Here is a 20403-nt window from a genome sequence, read left to right on the forward strand (position 1 = left end):
ATTGGAATTTGAATAAATGTGGTTTGGTTGATGGGATTTTGTTTTTTGAGGGGTAAAAATGATGGAAAAGGAAAAAATACGTGTGAAAAGTGATGAAGTAGACAAGTATATGACATTTGTCATGCCAGTAAATTGACGTTTATGACTATAGAAGATCGGTTATTAATCCTATACTTAAGGAACAAATGCTGCCAAGGCATAACTAAGGTTTGCGAAATATGCAAGCTATTAAAACACTCCAAGTTCTATATAAAATATATGAGGAGGAAATCATGAGTAATCATAAACAATTGAGAAAAGATATTGCCCCTTTTGAAAAATCCAATACTAAATCAAGTGTGAAACAGCTTATAAATACATTTCCGCCATTTTTCCTGTTATGGTTTTTAGCTTATCAAAGCTTAACCATTTCATACTGGCTGACACTTGCATTGGCCGTCCTGGCTTCAGGATTCGTAGTCAGGATTTTCATCATTTTCCATGATTGCTGTCATCAATCGTTTTTCAAAAGCAGGAAAGCGAATAGCATCCTGGGTACAATCAGTGGAATCGTTACATTATTTCCGTATGAGCAATGGAAGCATAGCCATTCCATACATCATGCCACAAGCAGTAATTTAAACAAACGCGGTACAGGAGATATTTGGATCATGACCGTTGATGAATATATAGCCGCTTCATTCTGGGGGCGTCTGGCTTACCGTTTATATAGAAATCCGATCGTCATGTTTGGATTAGGTCCATTTTATCTATTTCTTGTATCGAATCGTCTGAATAAAAAAGGCGCTAAAAAGAAGGAACGGATGAATACGTATTTGACAAATGCCGCAATCGTGGCAATTTATGGTCTTTTATGCTTGGCTATCGGATGGCAGGCATTCCTGATGATCCAGGTACCGATGCTTTTTGTAACGGGATCACTGGGTATCTGGCTGTTTTATGTACAGCATCAGTTCGAAGATTCTTATTTCGAAGAGGAATCGGAATGGGATTACGTGAAGGCTGCCATTGATGGAAGTTCTTATTATAAGCTTCCAAAGGTTTTGCAATGGGTAACCGGTAATATCGGTTTCCACCACGTGCATCATCTTAGTCCAAGGGTGCCGAACTATAATCTGGAAAAAGTCCATGATTCCACCCTGCCTTTGCAGCAGGCAACGACAATCACCCTTAGTTCAAGTTTAAAATCGCTTCGCTTCCGCCTTTATGATGGAGAAAACAAGACGTTTGTAAGTTTTAAAGAGATTAAGGAACGTCTAAATGAAACAAAATCAAAGGTGGAAATCAATAATAAACGTCCAAGTCTTCAAGAAAAATAAATAGTTCATCAAAAAACCATTCAATTTCCATTGGGTGGTTTTTTGATGAAACTCCTTAGTATATACTAGGGTAAAAAGAAATAGAGGCGGCGCCATGCAAAGTTGGTATCATATCTTTCCCAAGAACACAGGGCTGAGCCCTTATGTCTGGATCATTTTTTGTATCCTACCTTTTTATTTTATTTTCAAATCTTCTTCGATGTTGGAGATTGTCTTTGGAATCGTCATGATCATTTTGTTTTTCATATCATATGGTCTCTCATTCGTTTCGAAGGGATGGCCCGTATACGTATGGACGGCGATACAAATAGTCATATCCATATCCATGACCATATTTTTCAGCTACATTTACTTTTCGCTTTTCTTAGCATTTTTTATTGGGAATGTTCAAAATAAGGTCGGATTTTTCGTATTGTATTCGATTCAGCTATTAGCTACCATCGTGTCTGTCAATATTGGATTCATCATGAAGGACCCTACCTTCTTTTCGCAATTTCCCTTTATGCTCATTTGTGTAGTGGGCGTGATCCTTCTCCCATTCAACACATATAATCGGAATAAACGGGATAGGCTTGAAGAACAATTGGAAGATGCTAATAAAAGAATATCCGAGCTTGGCAAAATGGAAGAACGTCAACGGATTGCCCGTGACTTACATGATACACTTGGACAAAAACTTTCTTTGATTGGCTTGAAAAGTGACCTTGCAGGGAAATTGATTGATTTAAATCCGGATTCGGCTAAGAAGGAGATCAAGGATATCCGTCAAACGGCGAGGACGGCACTCAAGGAAGTACGGGAAATGGTGTCGGAAATGCGTGGGGCCAAATTAAGTGATGAAATCATCCGGGTCAAGCAAATATTGAAAGCGGCAGAGATAGATTTCAATTTGGAAGGCACTGCGGAATTGCAAGATACCCCATTGCTTGTTGAAACGGTTTTAAGCATGTGCTTGAAAGAAGCTGTGACCAATATCGTCAAACATAGCCGGGCCGACTCCTGTAATATCGTCATCGAGGAATTACAGACTGGAGTGACGATCAAAGTCCAGGATAATGGAGTGGGGCTTTCACATAAATCAGAGTTTTATAAAGGCAATGGACTTCAAGGTATGAAAGAAAGGCTTGAATTCGTTAATGGCAGCCTGGATATTCAATCAACTGAGGGAACTACACTTTATATAAGGGTTCCGAATGCTATAAAAAATAATGGATAGGTGGGATTAACATTGATTCGAATCGTAATTGCTGAAGATCAGCGGATGCTGCTTGGTGCGCTAGGTTCTATCCTTGATTTGGAAGAGGATATGGAAGTTGTCGGAAAAGCGAGCAATGGGGAAGAAGCAATGAATCTTGTCAATCGTTTAAAGCCGGATATCTGCATTACGGATATTGAAATGCCAGTCAAAACCGGGCTCGATGTAGCGGAAGAGATCAAGGATCAGGGCCACCAATGCAAAGTCATCATTTTAACTACTTTTGCACGCCCTGGGTATTTTGAAAGAGCCAGAAAGGCCGAGGTAGGTGGATATCTGCTGAAGGATAGTCCAAGTGAGGAACTCGCAAACTCGATCCGTGTCATCATGGATGGTCGGCGAATTTATGCTCCTGAGCTGGTGGATATGGCTTTTGAAGAAGAAAACCCTTTGACTGAACGAGAGAGCCAAGTGCTTGAATTGATTGCAGACGGCAAGACAACAAAGGAAATCGCCAGCCAGCTTTATCTGACCAATGGAACGGTTCGTAATTATATTTCGGTCATTCTTGATAAATTGGAGGTAAGCAATCGCGTTGAAGCTATTGTAAGATTCAAGGAAAAGGGCTGGTCGAAAGATTGATCCAAGGGTAATCCCGTTTGGCGCGAATGGCATATGGACTTCGCAAATCAAAAAAACACAGTGTTGGGATCAGGATATGGTATATTAATTTTTATTACATATAGGAAGGAGATGACCATTATGCAAAAAGCTACATTTGCTGGAGGTTGTTTTTGGTGCATGGTGACACCATTTGAAGAACAACCAGGGATTGGGGGAATCGTATCCGGTTATACAGGAGGACAGGTCGAGAACCCGACTTACGAAGAAGTGAAGACGGGAACTACGGGACATTATGAAGTCGTTGAAATCACTTTCGACCCTCTGTTATTTCCTTATGAAAGACTGCTGGAACTATATTGGCAGCAAATCGATCCAACCGACGATGGTGGTCAATTCCATGACAGGGGAAGCCAGTATCGAACAGCCATCTTCTATCATGATGAAGCTCAAGAGAAACTGGCTCTTGAGGCGAAAGAAAAGGTAGCGGCCAGCGGGAAGTTCCAGAAGCCCATCGTAACGGAAATCCTTCCGGCCCAAACCTTTTATCCTGCCGAAGAATACCATCAAGGCTACCATAAAAAAAACAAAGAAGATTATAAAGCGGACCGTGCGAAATCAGGACGCGATGAATTCATTGATCAACATTGGATTGCTGAATAATCATTATTAAACGATCCAGTTGTTTTCAGAAATCCGCTCCCTTTCCGCCGATTTTCTGCCAAGCCACATCAAAGCAAGCGTCTGTGGGGTCTCGGCTAGCCAGTTATTCGGCAGGAGTGTCGCAAATTTCTTCAAACTAGTGAGAGGTCCCCATATAAAGCAAAACATTGACTATGGAAAGATTCCATAGTCTTTTTATTTTGGTTAACCATTGATATATAGGCTTTTATTATTTAAGTATAGGGAAACACTTACGATTGTGAGGAATCTATTGGAATTTTCTTTTCACATTTTGGTCTTTTATAGGCCTTGATTCCATTAGGCCGGATATTTTAAATAAAGTCGTTTTTTCATGGGGTTTTTTTGTGGACGGCTCAATTTCTCATGATATTTTCATTTTTCTTCAGTACACTAAGGGGTAGGTGGTGGTAAACATGAATAAAAGGATTTTAATAATAGAAGATGAAGAAAAAATCGCGAGGGTCCTCCAGCTGGAACTTAATCATGAGGGTTATCTAACCGAATCGGCTTTTACCGGAAAGACAGGTCTGGAAAGGGCAGAAGCCGAAGAGTGGGATTTAATCTTATTGGATGTGATGCTGCCCGAGTTGAATGGCATAGAAGTACTTAGGCGTTACCGAAAAAAGAATGGTTCAACCCCAGTCATCCTTCTAACTGCAAGGGATGCTGTGCCAGACAAGGTGAATGGGCTGGACCATGGTGCGAATGATTATGTAACGAAACCGTTTGAAATCGAAGAGCTGCTGGCACGGATCCGTGCTTGTTTTCGTACCAATGTACGGGTGAGCCAATCAGAAGGGGAAGCGGATGAACTTAAGGTCCATGATCTTCAATTGAACCTTGGTACAAGGGACATTCACAGGCAAGGCAAAATGATTGAGCTGACTTCCCGCGAGTTCGATTTGCTGGTTTATCTTTTGCAAAATAAGAATCAAGTGCTTTCAAGGGATCAAATCCTGACACATGTTTGGGGATATGACTTTGCAGGGGATACGAATGTGGTTGATGTGTATATCCGTTATTTACGTAAAAAAATAGATTACCCCTTTGATTTGCAGCTCATACATACTTACCGCGGGGTAGGTTACAGCTTGAAGGAGCCTGTATGAAGATTCGGACGAAAATCCAATCGTATTCCAGCCTTTTTTTAAGCGTCATGCTTATATTGTTGAGTATCATCGTTTTACTCGCCTTTCTTTGGATATCGGTTGAAAGGGAACGGGACCTGCTTGAAGATCAAGCTTCATTAATTGCAGAAAATATCCTGTCGAAAGATTTGATTTCAGGTGATTCCGATTTAATGGAGCCGTATACCCCAGACGATGGAATGGTACGGATATTTGGCACTGATGGGAGATTGGTAAAATCGTTTACTGATGAAGAGGACCTTCAGGGGCTGGCGGTTAAAGCCATTACCGAGAAAGGATTCGATTTCACCAAAGCTGACGGGGATTATGTATTGACCTACCGTTACCCTTATCCTGAAGAAGGGAAGAAGCTAGGGATGATCGAGGTCACACAGCCGCAGGATACCCTCCTTGATAATTTATCGACTCTTGCCCTCGTTTTAGGCGGGGCGTCCCTTTTTGTCATTCTTTTATCCATTCTTGCCGGTAAGTGGCTGGCCAATCTAATACTCAAACCCATATCGATCATGAGCGGAACAATGAAGGATATTGAGACAAGTGGAGAATTCAAACGGATACCGCTATCAGACCAATCAAAGGACGAGCTTCAGGTGATGGGGGTGTCATTCAACAGGATGATAGATAGGCTGGAGCGGAATTATAACCAACAGCAGCAATTCCTTTCAGATGCTTCACATGAATTGAAAACACCGATTACGGTCATTGAAAGCTACTCCTCTCTATTGAAACGCTGGGGAATGAAGGACGAGGCGATTCAGGAAGAGGCGGTGGAGGCAATCCATCATGAAGCCATCCGGATGAAACAGCTGACGGAACATCTACTCCAGTCGGCTTCCCAAACGGAACCTTCAGTGGATATGGAAGGAAAAATCGAACTTATTTCGTTTTGTGAACAGATTGCCCAAACATTTAGAAGGACAGGTAATCGAGAAATAAAGATACAATGCGAGTTTAAGGAAATATATGCAACGACCATTTCCAGCAAGCTTGAACAGGTGCTTGTCATCCTATTGGACAATGCCATGAAATACAGTGAATCGGGAATACAGATCATCATAACACGGGAGGCTAATGAAATTTTCATTGGTGTGAAAGATCAAGGCGCAGGGATATCACCAGAACATCTCCCGCATGTATTTGAACGTTTTTATCGCGTGGATTCATCGAGGGCACGGAAAACGGGAGGCAATGGACTCGGGCTTTCCATCGCCCGGACACTTGTTGAGTCATTAGACGGTAAATTGGAAATCCAAAGCGAAGTGGGAGAGGGGACTTTGGTTACTATCACTCTTTCTCATCAAATTCTAATCTAGCGTTCATGTTCCTTTCATGAAGGATGGTTATTCTTAAGGTAACAAATTAAAGGAGGAATTCATTCATGAAAAAGCAGTGGAGTACGATAAAAGAAGGTATCATTCAAAGGAAAAAGGTAATCATGACGGTTTCCGTAGCCTCAGTATTGCTTTTTGGCGGTGCTGCTGGAACGGCGGTATATGCGGTCAATAAGGGTGCACTATCCGAGGACGAGGCTGTAAAAATGATTTCAGAAAAACTAGGCGGGGAAGTTACTCAATTTGAAAAGGATTGGGACCAGCCGATGACCTATGAGATGACCGTTAAAACGAAAGAAGGTTATCAAGACGTAGACGTTGATGCTGAAAAAGGAGAGATTCTTTCTCAGGAGATGGAAAACGATGACGATGAGGATATGAGCACACAACAAGCGGTGGAAACTGCAAAAATCAGCATGGATCAAGCTGAAAAGATTGCCTTGAAAGAGGTGGATGGTCAAGTGACTGATGCAGAGCTAGATTCGGAGAATGGCATCCTGGTGTACGAGTTGGAGATAAGCCAAGGACAAAAGGAATATGATGTAGTGGTAGATGCCACCACGGGAAAAGTATTGAAAAACCAGTTGGATGATTAATCAATATCTTGACCTGAAAGGTATGAAAGGATTTGCCAAGTGGCAGATCCTTTTTTTATTAACAATCTAACTTGCCATTATTAATGACATTTGTTGATGCTGTATATGGATGGGATGAAGCTCACCGTCACATGTTATTTGTGAATGAATCGAACCCCGCACTTTAGTAGGAGGCGAGGATTGTTCTTCCTTTTTTTCGATACTCTGAAAGTACCTGCGGTTATAGAGGATGGAAGGGTGATCAGGCAAGTATTCAGCCGCTAACTCATTATGTCTTTTTGATTCTTCCAGCTTGCCGATGCAGGTGGGCTGCTTTCTTTACATATTAAATTCAATAATTATCATTCTAAAGCGGATTTAAGAAGGAATTAGATGGACGATTCACGAATAGGGGCAATTAGGAATCTTTTTCAATGGAGGAATGGCAAATGGATAGTTTAGAAATGGCACTGTCATTAAGAGGCAAGAAAGAATTTGAAAAATCCAATCAATTATTGATGGATCTGGCAAAGCAAAATCCCGGGGATGCAGTCATACAGTATCAGTGTGCCTGGAGTTTGGATATTCTTGGACTAGAGGTAAAGGCGGTATCCCATTATGAAGCTGCCCTCAAATTAGGTTTGCCGGAGGAGGACGCAAAAGGGGCCTACCTGGGGCTGGGAAGCACTTACCGCACCATTGGGGAATATGAAAAATCAAGACGGACATTTGAATCCGGACTGGCTAAGTTTCCGGAGGATAAGGCTTTATTGGTATTCAGGGCCATGGCATTTTATAATTTGGGCCAACATGATCAGGCAATGGAGTCCTTATTGAAAATAATTGCGGAAACCTCCAACGATCGAGAAATACAATCTTATGCGAAAGCCATAGAATTCTATAGTGATAAACTGGATACAGTATTTACGTAATAGTGATCATTCATCCCCAAACTATCCACAAAGGGTGCATAAAAAAGTCATTTTTACATATCCGAAATGAATTAATCAACAAAATTCGATAAAAATAAGGACAATTTTTATCGATGACTCGCTTTTAGTCATTTTATCGGATAAATGAATGTGGATAACCTTGAATTGTGGATAACTTTTCGTTGTTATTCACCTCTTTTCCACAGGTAATCCACATATTCACCTTTATATGATAAAAAAACACTAAAATGGCGATTAAGCATTCAGGAATTTTTTATTGTAATGACTTAAGGCCAAAAGGGGATAAATATAGCGATAGCTATGATAATGGATATACAAAAAATCTGCCATTCCCTGGCCGGCAGGATAATCATTTGTCCAGCTTTCTTGTTGACCTGCGCGGATGAGGAAGGCAATGCCCTTTTCAATTTCGGCTGTCGGCTTTTCGGTTGCCGATATCAACGCATCCACAGCCCAAGCTGTATGTGTCAAGGTACTTGCTCCAAGGGGGATATATTGCTGCTTGATATCACTGTAACAAGATTCACCCCAGCCACCATCTTTATTTTGAATTTTCTTCAACCAGGTTAGGGCTTTCTTGATGGATGGATGTTCAGTGGATTGTCCTGCGGCCTTCATGCCAGTCAGTGCAGACCATGTGCCATATAGATAGCAGATGCCCCAGCGCCCATACCAGGATCCATCACGTTTCTGGTCCTCCAATAGCCAATCCACCGCTCTTTTACTGACTTCTTCCTGCTTCTTCATATTTGTATAGTTCCCTAGGAATTCCAGCGTTCTCCCTGTTAAATCCGCGGTAGAAGGGTCGGTCAGGAGATATTTGGAACCCTCTATAGGAAGAAGGTGCAGCCATTTATGGTCGTTATTCCGTTCGAAGGCAGGAAATCCACCATCATCATTTTGCATGGATATCGTGAAGGAGACACCGCGCTGCCAGCTGTCCCGATTATCGGGTTTTGCTTGAAGTTGCTTAGCCAGCGCCCGCAGTGAGGCAGTCGTATCATCCACATCAGGATTCATGGTATTCAAATCCGAGAACCCCCAGCCGCCTGGAATCGCGTTAGGATTATGGATCAGCCAATCTCCATACATATAATGCTGGCGGGACAGTAAGTACTGATTAGCTGCCTTGACAGTTAGGTCTTTGGAAGATATGCCCGCTTCTTGAAGGGCGTAACTTATTAAGGAGGTATTCCAAACATGGGGCGTTGTGAACTGGATATGTGTGTAGCCTTCAACGGAGCAAACCATCCCCTTCAGACCGGCAACGGCCTTTTGAATCACCGGATCCTTTTTCGAATAACCAATTGAAAGGAGCGCAAAGATCATAAAAAAGGTAGAACCGAAATAATTGTACAGTGTCCCGTCCGGCTCCAGCCTGTCTAGCATAAACCTTTTCGTTGAATCCAAGGCTAAGGAATGCAAATAATCCGGATACCCAATTAACGTTTTGACACCTGTTTGAAGTTTGGAGAAGAAGGAACGATATTCTTCGGTACGATACTCCTCCCACACATGTTGTTCGGAACGGTCCTCCCTTGTGTGATATAAATCTTTTAGACTGGGAGTGTCCGGGGTCTTGATCTGAAATCTTTTATGGCCAAGTAAAAGCAATGGAATCATGTTGACCCGCCCAAATACCGAAAGATCATAAATGCTGACGAAAAAGGTCGGAGGCAGTAAGACGACTTCGAGAGGAATGGGGAATAGGCGTGGCCATTGATATTGTCCTGTGACTGTAAGCATCATTTTCGTTAACATTTTGGCCTGTTTGATTCCACCCTTGGAAAGAATGAATTGTTTGGCTTTCCTCATATGGGGATCGCGCTTATTTCGGAGTCCGCTAAAAAGAAGACCATAGTAAGCCTCGATCGTAACCGTAACATTGCCGTCCTTCTCGTCATGGAAAAGTTTCCATGACCCGTTTTCCGTTTGCTTGCTTTCGATTCTATTTACTAAAGCCTCTATAAGAGGAGCATCTTCCATATCTAAAATTTTCAATAATATAATCATATAGGCATCTGCCGTTATCCCAGTGTCAAAGGGATAATTCCACGAACCATCAGCGGATTGGTCTTGTTTCAAGCGATGAACAAGGCGATTGATTTCCAATTGTACATGTTGGTTCAATGACGTTCCTCCTCTAAAAACACATTTTCCGTTTATATGTATATTCAAAACTTGTGGTTGCATTCAAGAAATCATGTCAGGTGCATCGTCCCAGCATGAATAAAGGAGGATGGAAACTAAAAACGCTTTGGCGATGAAAGCTGCCAAAGCGTCATTTAGATAAGATGCATTATTTAATGGGTAAGCGTGTTGGTTGCATATAACGGTAAATCGGGAGTTCTTTCCCTTTGTCGGCAGGAATGAAATTGAATGTCACATAGCTGTCCATGCCTTCAGGTTCGAGGGCAAGGGAAATGAAGTTGGCATCAGGCTGGGCCATGTCGAATACATAGCTTCCTTTGGGGAAATCCTGTTTTTTGCTAGTTACAGTTGTCGTGACTTCCCTTGTGGAATGTCCGCTTTCCAGTTCATCTGAAACTTTTAAATCCTTGACCCAATAGCTTTCGACAGCTACTTTCATAGGTTTTTTTAATTTTTTCACTTCTACTCCCAATACCTGAAGTTTCTTGGCGATATCTTTATATTCTGGTGGAAGGATGTAAGCTGTCGGACGATCTCTAACCAGGGTAGGGTAGGCGTCAGTAGAATCCAGCCAATCGATGGAGGCATCGACCATTTTAGCTTTCGCTAAATCGACTACTGTCAAATTTTGATTCTTAACCAATTTATTTTCGCTGGTGATGACAATTTTGTCTTTATCATTTACTTTTCGCCCTTTTTGCACGACTTCAATTTCTGCCTGCTTAACGGCCTTTTTAACTTTACTGGCCTGTTCGGCTGCCGTTTTAATGAATGCTGCCTGTGCTGTAGCTTGTGCAAAAACACGTCGTTTAAAATCCGTACGGCCGATATTGATTCCCCTTGTTTCAATTAAATAGGTCATTGTATTTTTTAAACCGAGGGCGTTTCTGCCAATCCGGGCTTCTGTGCTTCCTTCTGTGGCGGTAAGGACTCCATCATCAGATGTAGCCAGTGTATAGTAATCGTGATAGGAAAGCTTTTCTTTTTCCAATGTTTTAAAAACGTTAGGTAAAAGCAGTTCATCGGAAGCTTTTCGAAGCTGTTCGGGAATATTTAAATTCTTGGCCGAGGAGATGAGTAAATCATAGGAAGCGATCGATCCATTTGTTCCCACCTTTTTAAGGGGGGTGGGATTCACTGTATATTCATGTACATCAAGAATGACCTCAGGTTCATACTCATCGATCGTCTGATGAATCGTCTGGACTTCAGGATACTCCACTTTTAAATAGTCCCTATTCGCATCCATGTCATTGGAGGTATATCGTTTGAAATAATAAGAGCCATCAGGATTCACGCGTGGAACGATGGCAACATTCACTTTATCGAGGACATCACCAAGCTTGCCCTCAGCCAGCCATTGTGCAAGGACTAATGCTGATTCACCTGAAGCGGGTTCATTGCCATGGATCTGACCTTGAATCCAAATCAATGGTTTATGGGAATCCTTATTTGGTTTTTTTGAATCCTTGCTGAAAAGAAGCATCGGGATGTCGCGTCCTTCTGTGGACTTACCTATCGTCTTGACTTGGATGTTCTTGTTTCTATGGGAGAGGGACTTGATATGACCAATCATTTCTTCTTGGCTCGTAAAGGCGATCTTGTCATTTTTAAAGGCTGGTGTGTTGAAAGAAACATTAGGTTCAGGGAAAAGGTGGGAGAGGTTATCAGGTTGAATATAGCTTGGACCATTTCCATAATAAGGGGTGAATTCTTCTGCCTCGGCGATGTGGCTCTGGCCAGGGAATCCAGTGACAAGACCTAGTGTGACGACTGATACGATGGCAGGAATGATTTTTTTCACGGACGTCCTCCTATCTATCTTTTTCCATAAATTATCATATATTAACCTATTTTTACAGTATAATGGTAGGAAATAGTGAAAAACAGGAAGTATCTACTAGATTATTGAAAAAATCACATGGCTTCTGCCCAGTAATTCACACTCAGAATTAACATGATTATAGTGTTGAAATCGCTAAAAAAACCCCTCTCTGCAAAAAAAGAGCGGAGATATATAGTAGAACGCTTATGTATCCAATTTCAAGAAACTTTATCCAGGCTTATTTATTAAAGGGAAGGATGAAGTTTGTGATTCCTTTTAATAGATGTTCATCACCTGTATTCTGTATAATTACAGGTGGATAGTTGAAATGATACGGATCAAACAAATTTGCCTGGCCCGTATCATTTCAATTCATCATTCAACTGATTTAAAAGTTCCTGTGAATCCTTGCCACTCATGATCTGGCCGTTCACTTTCGCATAGGGGGTTTTCTGACAAAGTTTACATTCACTTAAACATTCATATTCCTTATATTGAACCCTTGGATTCGCTAAGAACTTACCATAATCAGCAACTGTTTGTTCATTAAGGAAGCGGTCAAGATTATTTTGGCAAAATTCAATCTGGATTTTCGCTTTTTTTGAGAACACTTTGGATAGCAAGTTTTTCATCATATCGCTACTTTCATTAGAAGAGTAAATATTTGTTATTTTGATTTTATCATTTCCTGGAGCGAAATGCATGATTGGTTCATCCAAATTCATTACAATATGACTATCCGGAGTTTATCTAAGTAATTCCCTTGTATATATTGACACATGGCAAAGAAATGGTAGAATAAGAAAGACTGATAATGATAATGAATCTCATTATCACGAATGGAAGAAGCTTGTAACTATTGTATCTCCATGAATCCCATTTCAATAGGAGATATACAATAGTCTTTATTCATATATTTTTAATTACAAATATTATCGCTGTATTTAATGAGATAGGAAGAGTAGGAAATGTAGATGAAGATAAGATATTTAGTCATGGCGTTAATTGTATTATCATTTACGTCATTATTCATTGGTGTAAAAGATATTACCCCCCTAGATTTATTGGATCTAAGTGATGATAAAGTGCAAATCATGCTGCAAAGCCGTTTCCCCAGAATGATGGCCATAGTCATTGCCGGTGTTGTGATGAGTATAAGCGGTCTGATCATGCAGCAATTGAGCCGAAACAAATTTGTATCCCCGACGACTGCCGGTACCATGGATTCTGCAAGGCTTGGACTTCTTCTTGCCCTCATCATTTTTCCTTCGGCAGCACTTATAGAGAAAATGGCATTCGCTTTCATATTCGCTTTGGCAGGTACGTTCTTGTTCATGAAAATTCTTGATCAAGTGAAATATAAGGATACGATATTCATTCCACTGGTCGGTTTGATGTTTGGTAATATCGTCGGATCCATCTCAACTTTCTTTGCTTATAAATATGATTTGATTCAAAGCCTTAACACATGGATGAATGGAGATTTCTCGATGATCATGTCGGGAAGGTACGAACTTATATATGTAAGTATCCCTCTAGTCATTCTCGCATACTTCTTTGCCAATAAATTCACTGTGGCAGGGATGGGTGAGGAGTTTGCTATCAATCTAGGACTCAATTATAAACTTATAGTCAATTTTGGGTTGATCATCGTGGCATTATCCTCCACTGTCGTCCTGTTAACGGTGGGAACGATTCCTTTCATAGGATTGATCGTACCAAATATTGTATCCCTTTACCTTGGTGATAATTTGAAAAAGAGTCTTTCTCATACAGCATTGCTAGGGGCAGTATTCCTATTGATCTGCGATATTCTGGGCAGGATCATCATATATCCATTTGAAATCCCGATCGGACTCGTGGTTGGTGTGATAGGAAGCGCCGTATTCATCTATCTGATTATGAGGAGAAAGGCATATGAATAATAAAAGTAGGATCATAATATTAGCTGTTCTAGCAGCAGCTTTAACGGCAGGTTACATATTTTGGGACCTTGGCCCGAATTGGGATTATGCACTGCCGAGAAGGGTTATAAAAATCATCGCCATCATCGTGGTAGGTTGTGCGATAGCCTTTTCAACAGTGATTTTCCAGACGGTTACGAATAATAAAATCCTGACACCAAGCATTTTGGGGTTGGACTCCATGTATATGCTGATTCAAACGGGAGTTATTTTCCTCTTCGGTTCAACGCATATCATGATTATGAATAAAAATCTCAATTTCCTGGTTACCCTTACGGCCATGCTTATTTTTTCCAGCCTGCTGTTCAAGTTCATGTTCAAGAAAAACCGAAATATTTACTTCCTATTGCTGATTGGGATCATCTTCGGGACCTTATTCGGCAGCATGTCTTCATTCATGCAGGTTTTGATTGACCCGAATGAATTTCAAATCATACAAAATAAAATGTTTGCCAGCTTCAATAATGTCAACACGGACCTGTTAACGTTAGCGATTATCCTCATGATAGCGGCAATGATATATTTCATGAGATTTTTGAAGTATTTGGATGTCATGTCCCTAGGGAGGGACCAAGCCATTAACTTGGGTGTGGATTATGATTTTGTCACAAAACGGGTTTTAATCGTCGTCACGATTTTAATCTCCATTTCAACTGCCCTGATTGGTCCTATCACGTTCCTTGGATTACTTGTTGCAAATGTGGCTTATCAATTCATCAAGTCCTATCAGCATAAACATATCATCCCTGGTGCAATGCTAATCAGTGTGATTGCCTTGGTCGGCGGCCAATTCATTGTAGAGAGGATCTTTACGTTCTCAACCACTTTGAGTGTCATTATCAACTTTGTTGGCGGGGTCTATTTCATCTATCTTCTATTAAAGGAGAATAAATCATGGTAGAAGTGAAAAATTTATTCAAAAAATATAATAGTAAAACGGTTGTCGAGGATGTTTCCATTGAAATAACGAAAGGGAAAATCACATCCTTCATCGGTCCTAATGGTGCGGGGAAAAGTACAGTCCTTTCGATGATCAGCCGGCTCATTACCCGGGATTCGGGAGAAGTCCTGATCGAGGGTAAGGATATGGCGAAATTCAATAGCAATGAACTAGCGAAAAAGATTGCCATCTTAAAGCAGGCCAACCACATCAATATCCGTTTAACGATTCGTGAACTCGTCGCCTTTGGCCGTTTTCCTTATTCACAAGGTAAACTGACTAAAGAGGATTGGGAATATGTCGATGAAGCGATTGAATATATGGAACTTGGCGAAATGCAGGATAAATTTCTTGACCAGCTTAGCGGCGGGCAACAACAGCGGGCATTCATTGCCATGGTTATTGCTCAGAACACGGAGTATGTACTTCTTGATGAGCCCCTGAACAATCTTGATATGAAGCATTCCGTCCAAATCATGAAGGTATTGAGGAGATTGGCCGATGAATTAGGTAAAACGGTCATCATCGTCATTCATGACATTAATTTTGCTTCCTGTTATTCCGACTATATTGTCGCATTGAAGGATGGCAAGGTCGTTCATAATGGACCTACCGAACAAGTCATCAATTCCAATGTATTAAAGGAAATCTATGATATGGATATTGAAATCCAAAATATCAATGACAATAAGATCTGTGTGTACTTCACTTAAGACAATTCGCTTTGGTTTTAAATTACTTCAGTATTCGTAGCCGATCCAGAATCACTTCGTACGCTCATTAGGCTGTTAAAAGTTGGCGGGCGCCCAAGACTTTAGCCGCCTCCTGTTTATATGGCAGGGAAAAGTGATGAGGTGAATTCTGTGCAGGTGAGGATTCAATATGTAATTTTAAATAAAAAAATACTTTTCGAGGTGACCATAATGATAAAGAAATTATCTTTACTGCTATTAGTAGCAATGCTGGCTGTAGTGGCTGCAGCTTGTGGAGCAGATAAGGAAAAAGAAGAATCCAGTGCGAAAAAAGAAAGTGCAAAAAGCGAAGAATTTACGGTTAAGCACCAGCTAGGCGAAACGAAAGTAAAAACAAACCCTGAAAAAGTCGTTGTATTCGATATGGGTGCTCTTGATACTCTTGATAAATTAGGTGTGGAAGTAGCAGCTGTTCCTCATGATGGCCTTCCAAAATACCTTTCTAAATATGAAGGTACAACTGAAAATGCTGGCGGATTAAAAGAACCTGACTTCGAAAAAATCAATGAGATGGCTCCTGACTTGATCCTTATTTCTGGCCGTCAATCTGAAGCATATAAAGAATTAAGCAAAATTGCCCCTACTGTTTTTGTAGGTGTAGATACTGCAAAGTATATGGAATCATTTAAAGAAAACGTAACACTTTTGGGTAAAATCTTCGATAAAAAAGACGAAGCTGCTAAGGAATTGGCAAGTGTTGAAGAAAACATCAATGCTTTGAAAGAAAAAGCTCCAACGGATAAAACTGGTTTAATCGTTCTTGCTAGCGGTGGAAAAGTAAGTGCTTACGGACCGGATTCAAGATTTGGAATTATCCATGATGTATTCGGAGTACCTGCTGTAGATGATAAATTGGAAGTATCGACACATGGTCAAAGTATTTCTTTCGAATACATTGCTGAAAAGAATCCTGACTACCTATTCGTTGTAGACAGAGATGCGGTTGCCGGTGATGGAGCTAGAGCAAAAGAAACTGTTGAAAATGACATTGTGAAAAATACAAAGGCTTTTAAAGAAGGCAACATCATTTATCTTGACCCTAACTACTGGTACTTATCAGGCGGCGGTTTAGAATCTGTTGATGCAATGGTTAAAGAAGTTTCTAAAGGCCTTAAGTAATATAAAGGAAATCCTGCCCTCGATTGGGGGCAGGATTTTTTTATTTTCTAATAATAAAGATGACTGAAAAATATATACTAACAAGGGGGGAAACCAGGAAAATCTAGTAACAACTGCTTATAAGGTCCTCACAACCAAATAAGGTGAATAAATAGGACAAGGGCCCTTACACGCCAGTTCCAGTGTCAGGGGGATTTATATGGGCAGTTATAGAAAGAAAATAACTTTTCAGTCAATCAAATAACAACAAGAAAATTCAGTTTCTTCCTATTATAATGTCATTTGTCTGGATACTTGATGCACTTTCAGGTTCCGGTGTGGTTTTTAAATTGTAATTTAAGTGAAATTTGGTAAATTGGACCTTTCATGGGTTGGAAAAACAATCTAATAATTAACATTCATTTAAACCTGGAAATGATCGAATTCATCATACAATACTTCAGGGATTTTGGCGTAGTTTACTATCAGGAAAAATAATTTAATAAAAGTTGATCAAACGAAGTCAAGAAGGGAATGATGTCGATTTACGCGAAATGCGTTTATTAAACAGTCTTCAAAACCATTTGTTATTTTATGGAATTTCGGAATGGTATGACGCAGGAGATAGACCGGTGAAACTTATGCTGGCTTTGGTTCTGAAAGGGATACGAAAAGTGCGGTGGAGCCATGCATCAATGTAATCGTCAATCAATTTTCAACTGTCGAATTATCGGGAAAGATATCCTGGAAATATCAATAGCTTTCAATGTTTGAAGATTTATATCTTTACATATTTTGTAATGTGCTGGTGTTTTTATTAAGAGTCGTTTATAATGGTAAAAGCCTGAAGGACGTGAAATTTATATAGTGACTGTCATCCGCAGTCACCCCAAAAAGTTACGGTGATATTTATTGGATTAAGACACGGAGTTCCTATATATTTGTTATAGGTGTACTGAACATTCGAGAAGGGCAAAACTCTGTAATTTTTTAAAAGGCTTGTTCATAAGCTAAGGAAGTGTTCTGGATATAAGGATTATGGATGTGACAAAAGGTGGTTTTCACAATCTTGACTATCTGAGTGAAAGAATGCTATTATAAGGTTTCCGTTTTTCCGTCTTTTGTAAGTTTGTAAGAATTTATATAAATAAACCACTAGATTAATAGAGGTGAAAGCATGAATAATTTTCTCAAAAAAAGCCGGCATTTATTTGCAAATAACATACTAGGCTTTTTCTTTATTGCAGTAGTTATGTTTCAGATTAAAACTTATATTGGATATCGAGTTGAATTTAACTTAGGTATTGAAAATGGCCTGCAACAGTTCTTACTGTTCATAAACCCGATTAGTTCAGCCATTTTATTCTTTGGCCTTGCACTATTGGCTAGAGGCAAAAAATCGTTCAAATGGATCATCAGGTTGAACCTATTGATGTCCTTATGGTTATTCTTCAATATTGTATACTACCGTTCATTTACTGATTTCATTACATTACCAACCTTGACGCAAGTGCAAAATGCCGGGGATTTAGGACCGAGTATTTTAGAATTATTTAAAACCCATGATGTATTTTATTTCCTTGATACGGTTCTTTTGATCGTATTGTACAGATTCAAAGACTTTAAAGTGGAAGACTTCAAAGTCAAACGCCGTACAGTTGGAATGGTTTACCTAGCGGGTCTTGCAATTTTCGCTATTAATTTAGGACTTGCTGAAAAGGATCGCCCGCAATTATTATCAAGAACATTTGACCGGAACTATATCGTCAAATATTTGGGCATGTTCAACTATACGATATATGATGCCGTTCAGAATACAAAAACATACGCTCAGCGTGCGACTGCAAATAGCACGGATATCGCAGAAGTGGTCAACTATACGAAGGCAACAAGCGCTGAACCAAACCCTAAGTATTTTGGGGCAGCTAAAGGTAAGAATGTCATATACTTGCATTTGGAATCCATGCAGAATTTCCTGATCGATTATGAGTTGAATGGAGAAGAAGTTACTCCATTTTTAAACTCACTTGCAGCAGATAAGTCAGATTTCATGCACTTTGATAATTTCTTCCATCAAGTAGGCCAAGGTAAAACGGCGGATGCTGAATTCATGCTCGAAAATTCCCTGTTCGGTTTACCACAGGGTGCAGCATTCACAAACCGATCCCAAAATACGTATCAAGCAGCACCAGCGATTTTAGGACAACAAGGATACACATCTGCTGTGTTCCATGGTAACTACAAATCTTTCTGGAACCGGGATAATATGTATAAGTCTCTTGGTTTTAATCAGTTCTTCGATGCAAACCATTATAATATGGAAAATAAAGAGGAAGTTCTAAGTTATGGATTAATGGATAAGCCTTTCTTTAAAGAATCGATTCCTATGTTAGAAACGCTTAAACAGCCTTTCTATACAAAATTCATAACGGTATCTCATCATTTCCCATATGCCATGGACCAGGAAAAAGCAACAATCGGTAAGCATACGACAGGCGATGCTTCCGTTGATAGTTACTTCCAAACTGCACGCTATGCCGATGAGGCGCTTAAAGAGTTTTTCGATTATCTGAAGGAATCCGGTCTTTATGATAACTCGGTAATCGTTATGTATGGTGATCACTATGGTATTTCCGAAAACCATAAAGAAGCCATGTCAAAAGTGCTTGGCAAGGATGTTGACGCATTTGAGAATGCCCAATTGCAACGTGTACCATTATTGATTCATGTTCCAGGTGTCGAAGGCGGGGAAATGCACCAATACGGAGGACAAATTGACCTTCTCCCGACTTTATTGCATCTATTAGGAATTGAATCTAAAGATTATGTACAATTCGGTTCGGATTTATTATCAAAAGATCATAATGAAGTGGTACCTTTCAGGAATGGTGATTTTGTAACACCGGATGTCACTTCCATTAAAGGGAAATACTACGATACGGATACAGGGGAAATGGTCGAGGAAAATGATGACATCCTCAATTACAAGACGAGAGTTGAAACGATGCTCAATTTATCCGACCAAGTAGTGAACGGTGACTTACTCCGTTTCTATACTCCAAATGGCTTTAAACCGATTGACCCTGCTGATTATGATTACACATATGAAGAAGAAGGTTCAAAGGAAGACGGGACCGATAAAGATAAATAAGCTTAATGAAAAGAACAGGCAGGAAGCCATTGCTTCCTGCCTGTTTTTTATATGCAAAAGGATATTTATGCTTTGTTGGTCATCATGGCGATATACTTTCTTATTTCATCAGGCTTTCCTGCATATTTTTCTGCACGCCGCTCATCCTTTAAGATTTTATCTTTTGCTTTGTTCAGGATTTCTTCACCCATGGCTTGTGGCACGACCACGACTCCATCTATGTCCCCTATGATAATGTCCCCTGGAAATACGGTGACACCTCCACAGGAAATGGGGATATTGGTTTGTCCTACACCAGCCTTGCCGCTTGAGGCAACCGTCGTCCCTTTACTGAATACAGGGAAATTCAGATCTTTAACCGCTTTAAGATCACGAATGACACCATCAACTACGAGGGCGCCAATTTCCATTGCCTGCATCATGCCGACAACAAAGTCTCCTGCAATAGCCCGGTATGTATCGCCTTTGCTGTCAACGACTATTATATCCCCAGGACTTGCTTCGCCGATTGCTTTTAACACCGCTGAATTATCACCGACGGGCATCTGTACGGTTAAAGCACGTCCGGCAAAATGATATTCTTCTTTTAAGGGCTTAATCGCTGATTCCAGATTGTTCAATCCTTCCATTGCATCTGAAATGGCCGTTGTAGGCAAATTCATGAACTGTTGAATGAGAGTATCCATGATATGATTC

17 protein-coding genes are annotated in these 20403 nt (G+C 40.3%); 13 read left to right on the forward strand and 4 right to left on the reverse strand.

All coding sequences use genetic code 11. The annotated features are described in order from the left end of the window. The first annotated feature begins 272 nt into the window (after positions 1-272). The 8 genes from desA (at position 273) to QUF86_RS07580 (ending at position 7805) form a co-directional block, all read left to right on the forward strand. The gene (gene desA, locus QUF86_RS07545) at positions 273-1319 is read left to right on the forward strand and encodes a Delta(5) desaturase DesA (RefSeq protein ID WP_289314449.1); all 1047 of its coding nucleotides are present in this window, start codon (positions 273-275) and stop codon (positions 1317-1319) included. Between the two features lie 94 nt (positions 1320-1413). Then, entirely contained in the window at positions 1414-2535 is a 1122-nt protein-coding gene (locus QUF86_RS07550; protein ID WP_289314450.1) for a sensor histidine kinase, read from the forward strand. Positions 2536-2547: 12 nt separating this feature from the next. Next, a complete protein-coding gene (locus tag QUF86_RS07555) occupies positions 2548-3156 on the forward strand; it encodes a response regulator transcription factor (protein WP_289314451.1) in 609 nt (202 codons plus the stop codon). Between the two features lie 120 nt (positions 3157-3276). Next, the gene (gene msrA / locus QUF86_RS07560) at positions 3277-3798 is read left to right on the forward strand and encodes a peptide-methionine (S)-S-oxide reductase MsrA (RefSeq protein ID WP_289333952.1); all 522 of its coding nucleotides are present in this window, start codon (positions 3277-3279) and stop codon (positions 3796-3798) included. Positions 3799-4232: 434 nt separating this feature from the next. Beyond that, on the forward strand, positions 4233-4928 hold the full coding sequence (locus QUF86_RS07565) for a response regulator transcription factor (RefSeq protein WP_289333953.1): 696 nt from the start codon (positions 4233-4235) through the stop codon (positions 4926-4928). Then, positions 4925-6280, forward strand: coding sequence for a sensor histidine kinase (locus tag QUF86_RS07570; RefSeq protein ID WP_289333954.1), 1356 nt, complete (start codon positions 4925-4927; stop codon positions 6278-6280). The genes QUF86_RS07565 and QUF86_RS07570 overlap by 4 nt, the downstream gene beginning before the upstream one ends. Positions 6281-6345: 65 nt before the next feature. Further along, the gene (locus QUF86_RS07575) at positions 6346-6894 is read left to right on the forward strand and encodes a PepSY domain-containing protein (protein ID WP_289326901.1); all 549 of its coding nucleotides are present in this window, start codon (positions 6346-6348) and stop codon (positions 6892-6894) included. Between the two features lie 428 nt (positions 6895-7322). Beyond that, positions 7323-7805 (forward strand): tetratricopeptide repeat protein, encoded by a 483-nt coding sequence (locus QUF86_RS07580; RefSeq protein WP_289333955.1) that lies wholly within the window; start codon positions 7323-7325, stop codon positions 7803-7805. Positions 7806-8060: 255 nt separating this feature from the next. Here QUF86_RS07580 and shc read toward each other — a convergent pair whose 3' ends face one another. The 3 genes from shc to QUF86_RS07595 all read right to left on the reverse strand — a co-directional run bounded on the left by shc (position 8061) and on the right by QUF86_RS07595 (position 12527). Continuing rightward, positions 8061-9956 carry a squalene--hopene cyclase gene (gene shc / locus QUF86_RS07585; protein ID WP_289333956.1) on the reverse strand — a complete coding sequence of 632 codons (1896 nt, stop codon included), beginning with the start codon at positions 9954-9956 and terminating at the stop codon, positions 8061-8063. 169 nt (positions 9957-10125) lie between these two features. Beyond that, complete coding sequence (locus QUF86_RS07590) at positions 10126-11781, reverse strand: M14 family metallopeptidase (RefSeq protein WP_289333957.1); 1656 nt, start codon at positions 11779-11781, stop codon at positions 10126-10128. A gap of 383 nt (positions 11782-12164) precedes the next feature. After that, positions 12165-12527, reverse strand: a complete 363-nt coding sequence (locus QUF86_RS07595) for a DUF1450 domain-containing protein (protein ID WP_289314459.1) — start codon at positions 12525-12527, stop codon at positions 12165-12167. 249 nt (positions 12528-12776) lie between these two features. Between QUF86_RS07595 and QUF86_RS07600 the strand changes: the two genes are divergently transcribed. The 5 genes from QUF86_RS07600 (at position 12777) to ltaS (ending at position 19707) form a co-directional block, all read left to right on the forward strand. After that, complete coding sequence (locus tag QUF86_RS07600) at positions 12777-13727, forward strand: ABC transporter permease (protein WP_289333958.1); 951 nt, start codon at positions 12777-12779, stop codon at positions 13725-13727. Then, a complete protein-coding gene (locus QUF86_RS07605) occupies positions 13720-14667 on the forward strand; it encodes an iron chelate uptake ABC transporter family permease subunit (protein WP_289314461.1) in 948 nt (315 codons plus the stop codon). The genes QUF86_RS07600 and QUF86_RS07605 overlap by 8 nt, the downstream gene beginning before the upstream one ends. Beyond that, on the forward strand, positions 14661-15419 hold the full coding sequence (locus QUF86_RS07610) for an iron ABC transporter ATP-binding protein (RefSeq protein WP_289333959.1): 759 nt from the start codon (positions 14661-14663) through the stop codon (positions 15417-15419). Before QUF86_RS07605 ends, QUF86_RS07610 begins: the two co-directional genes overlap by 7 nt. Before the next feature lie 213 nt (positions 15420-15632). Continuing rightward, on the forward strand, positions 15633-16577 hold the full coding sequence (locus tag QUF86_RS07615; RefSeq protein WP_289336195.1) for a siderophore ABC transporter substrate-binding protein: 945 nt from the start codon (positions 15633-15635) through the stop codon (positions 16575-16577). A gap of 1156 nt (positions 16578-17733) precedes the next feature. Beyond that, entirely contained in the window at positions 17734-19707 is a 1974-nt protein-coding gene (gene ltaS, locus QUF86_RS07620; protein ID WP_289333960.1) for a lipoteichoic acid synthase, read from the forward strand. A gap of 65 nt (positions 19708-19772) precedes the next feature. On the opposite strand, the gene QUF86_RS07625 is transcribed toward ltaS, so the two are convergent. Further along, complete coding sequence (locus QUF86_RS07625; RefSeq protein WP_289314464.1) at positions 19773-20393, reverse strand: RraA family protein; 621 nt, start codon at positions 20391-20393, stop codon at positions 19773-19775. Positions 20394-20403: the final 10 nt, after the last annotated feature.

It is taken from the genome of Peribacillus sp. NJ11, assembly GCF_030348405.1.
Taxonomy (GTDB): domain Bacteria; phylum Bacillota; class Bacilli; order Bacillales; family DSM-1321; genus Peribacillus.

Excerpts from the sequence above, each read along its gene's own strand:
- msrA (WP_289333952.1), top strand. The coding sequence starts at position 3,277 with ATGCAAAAAGCTACATTTGCTGGAGGTTGTTTTTGGTGCATGGTGACA.
- ltaS (WP_289333960.1), top strand. The coding sequence starts at position 17,734 with ATGAATAATTTTCTCAAAAAAAGCCGGCATTTATTTGCAAATAACATA.
- QUF86_RS07570 (WP_289333954.1), top strand. The coding sequence starts at position 4,925 with ATGAAGATTCGGACGAAAATCCAATCGTATTCCAGCCTTTTTTTAAGC.
- QUF86_RS07610 (WP_289333959.1), top strand. The coding sequence starts at position 14,661 with ATGGTAGAAGTGAAAAATTTATTCAAAAAATATAATAGTAAAACGGTT.
- QUF86_RS07580 (WP_289333955.1), top strand. The coding sequence starts at position 7,323 with ATGGATAGTTTAGAAATGGCACTGTCATTAAGAGGCAAGAAAGAATTT.
- QUF86_RS07600 (WP_289333958.1), top strand. The coding sequence starts at position 12,777 with ATGAAGATAAGATATTTAGTCATGGCGTTAATTGTATTATCATTTACG.
- QUF86_RS07565 (WP_289333953.1), top strand. The coding sequence starts at position 4,233 with ATGAATAAAAGGATTTTAATAATAGAAGATGAAGAAAAAATCGCGAGG.
- QUF86_RS07595 (WP_289314459.1), bottom strand. The coding sequence starts at position 12,527 with ATGAATTTGGATGAACCAATCATGCATTTCGCTCCAGGAAATGATAAA.
- desA (WP_289314449.1), top strand. The coding sequence starts at position 273 with ATGAGTAATCATAAACAATTGAGAAAAGATATTGCCCCTTTTGAAAAA.
- QUF86_RS07625 (WP_289314464.1), bottom strand. The coding sequence starts at position 20,393 with ATGGATACTCTCATTCAACAGTTCATGAATTTGCCTACAACGGCCATT.
- QUF86_RS07550 (WP_289314450.1), top strand. The coding sequence starts at position 1,414 with ATGCAAAGTTGGTATCATATCTTTCCCAAGAACACAGGGCTGAGCCCT.
- QUF86_RS07605 (WP_289314461.1), top strand. The coding sequence starts at position 13,720 with ATGAATAATAAAAGTAGGATCATAATATTAGCTGTTCTAGCAGCAGCT.
- QUF86_RS07575 (WP_289326901.1), top strand. The coding sequence starts at position 6,346 with ATGAAAAAGCAGTGGAGTACGATAAAAGAAGGTATCATTCAAAGGAAA.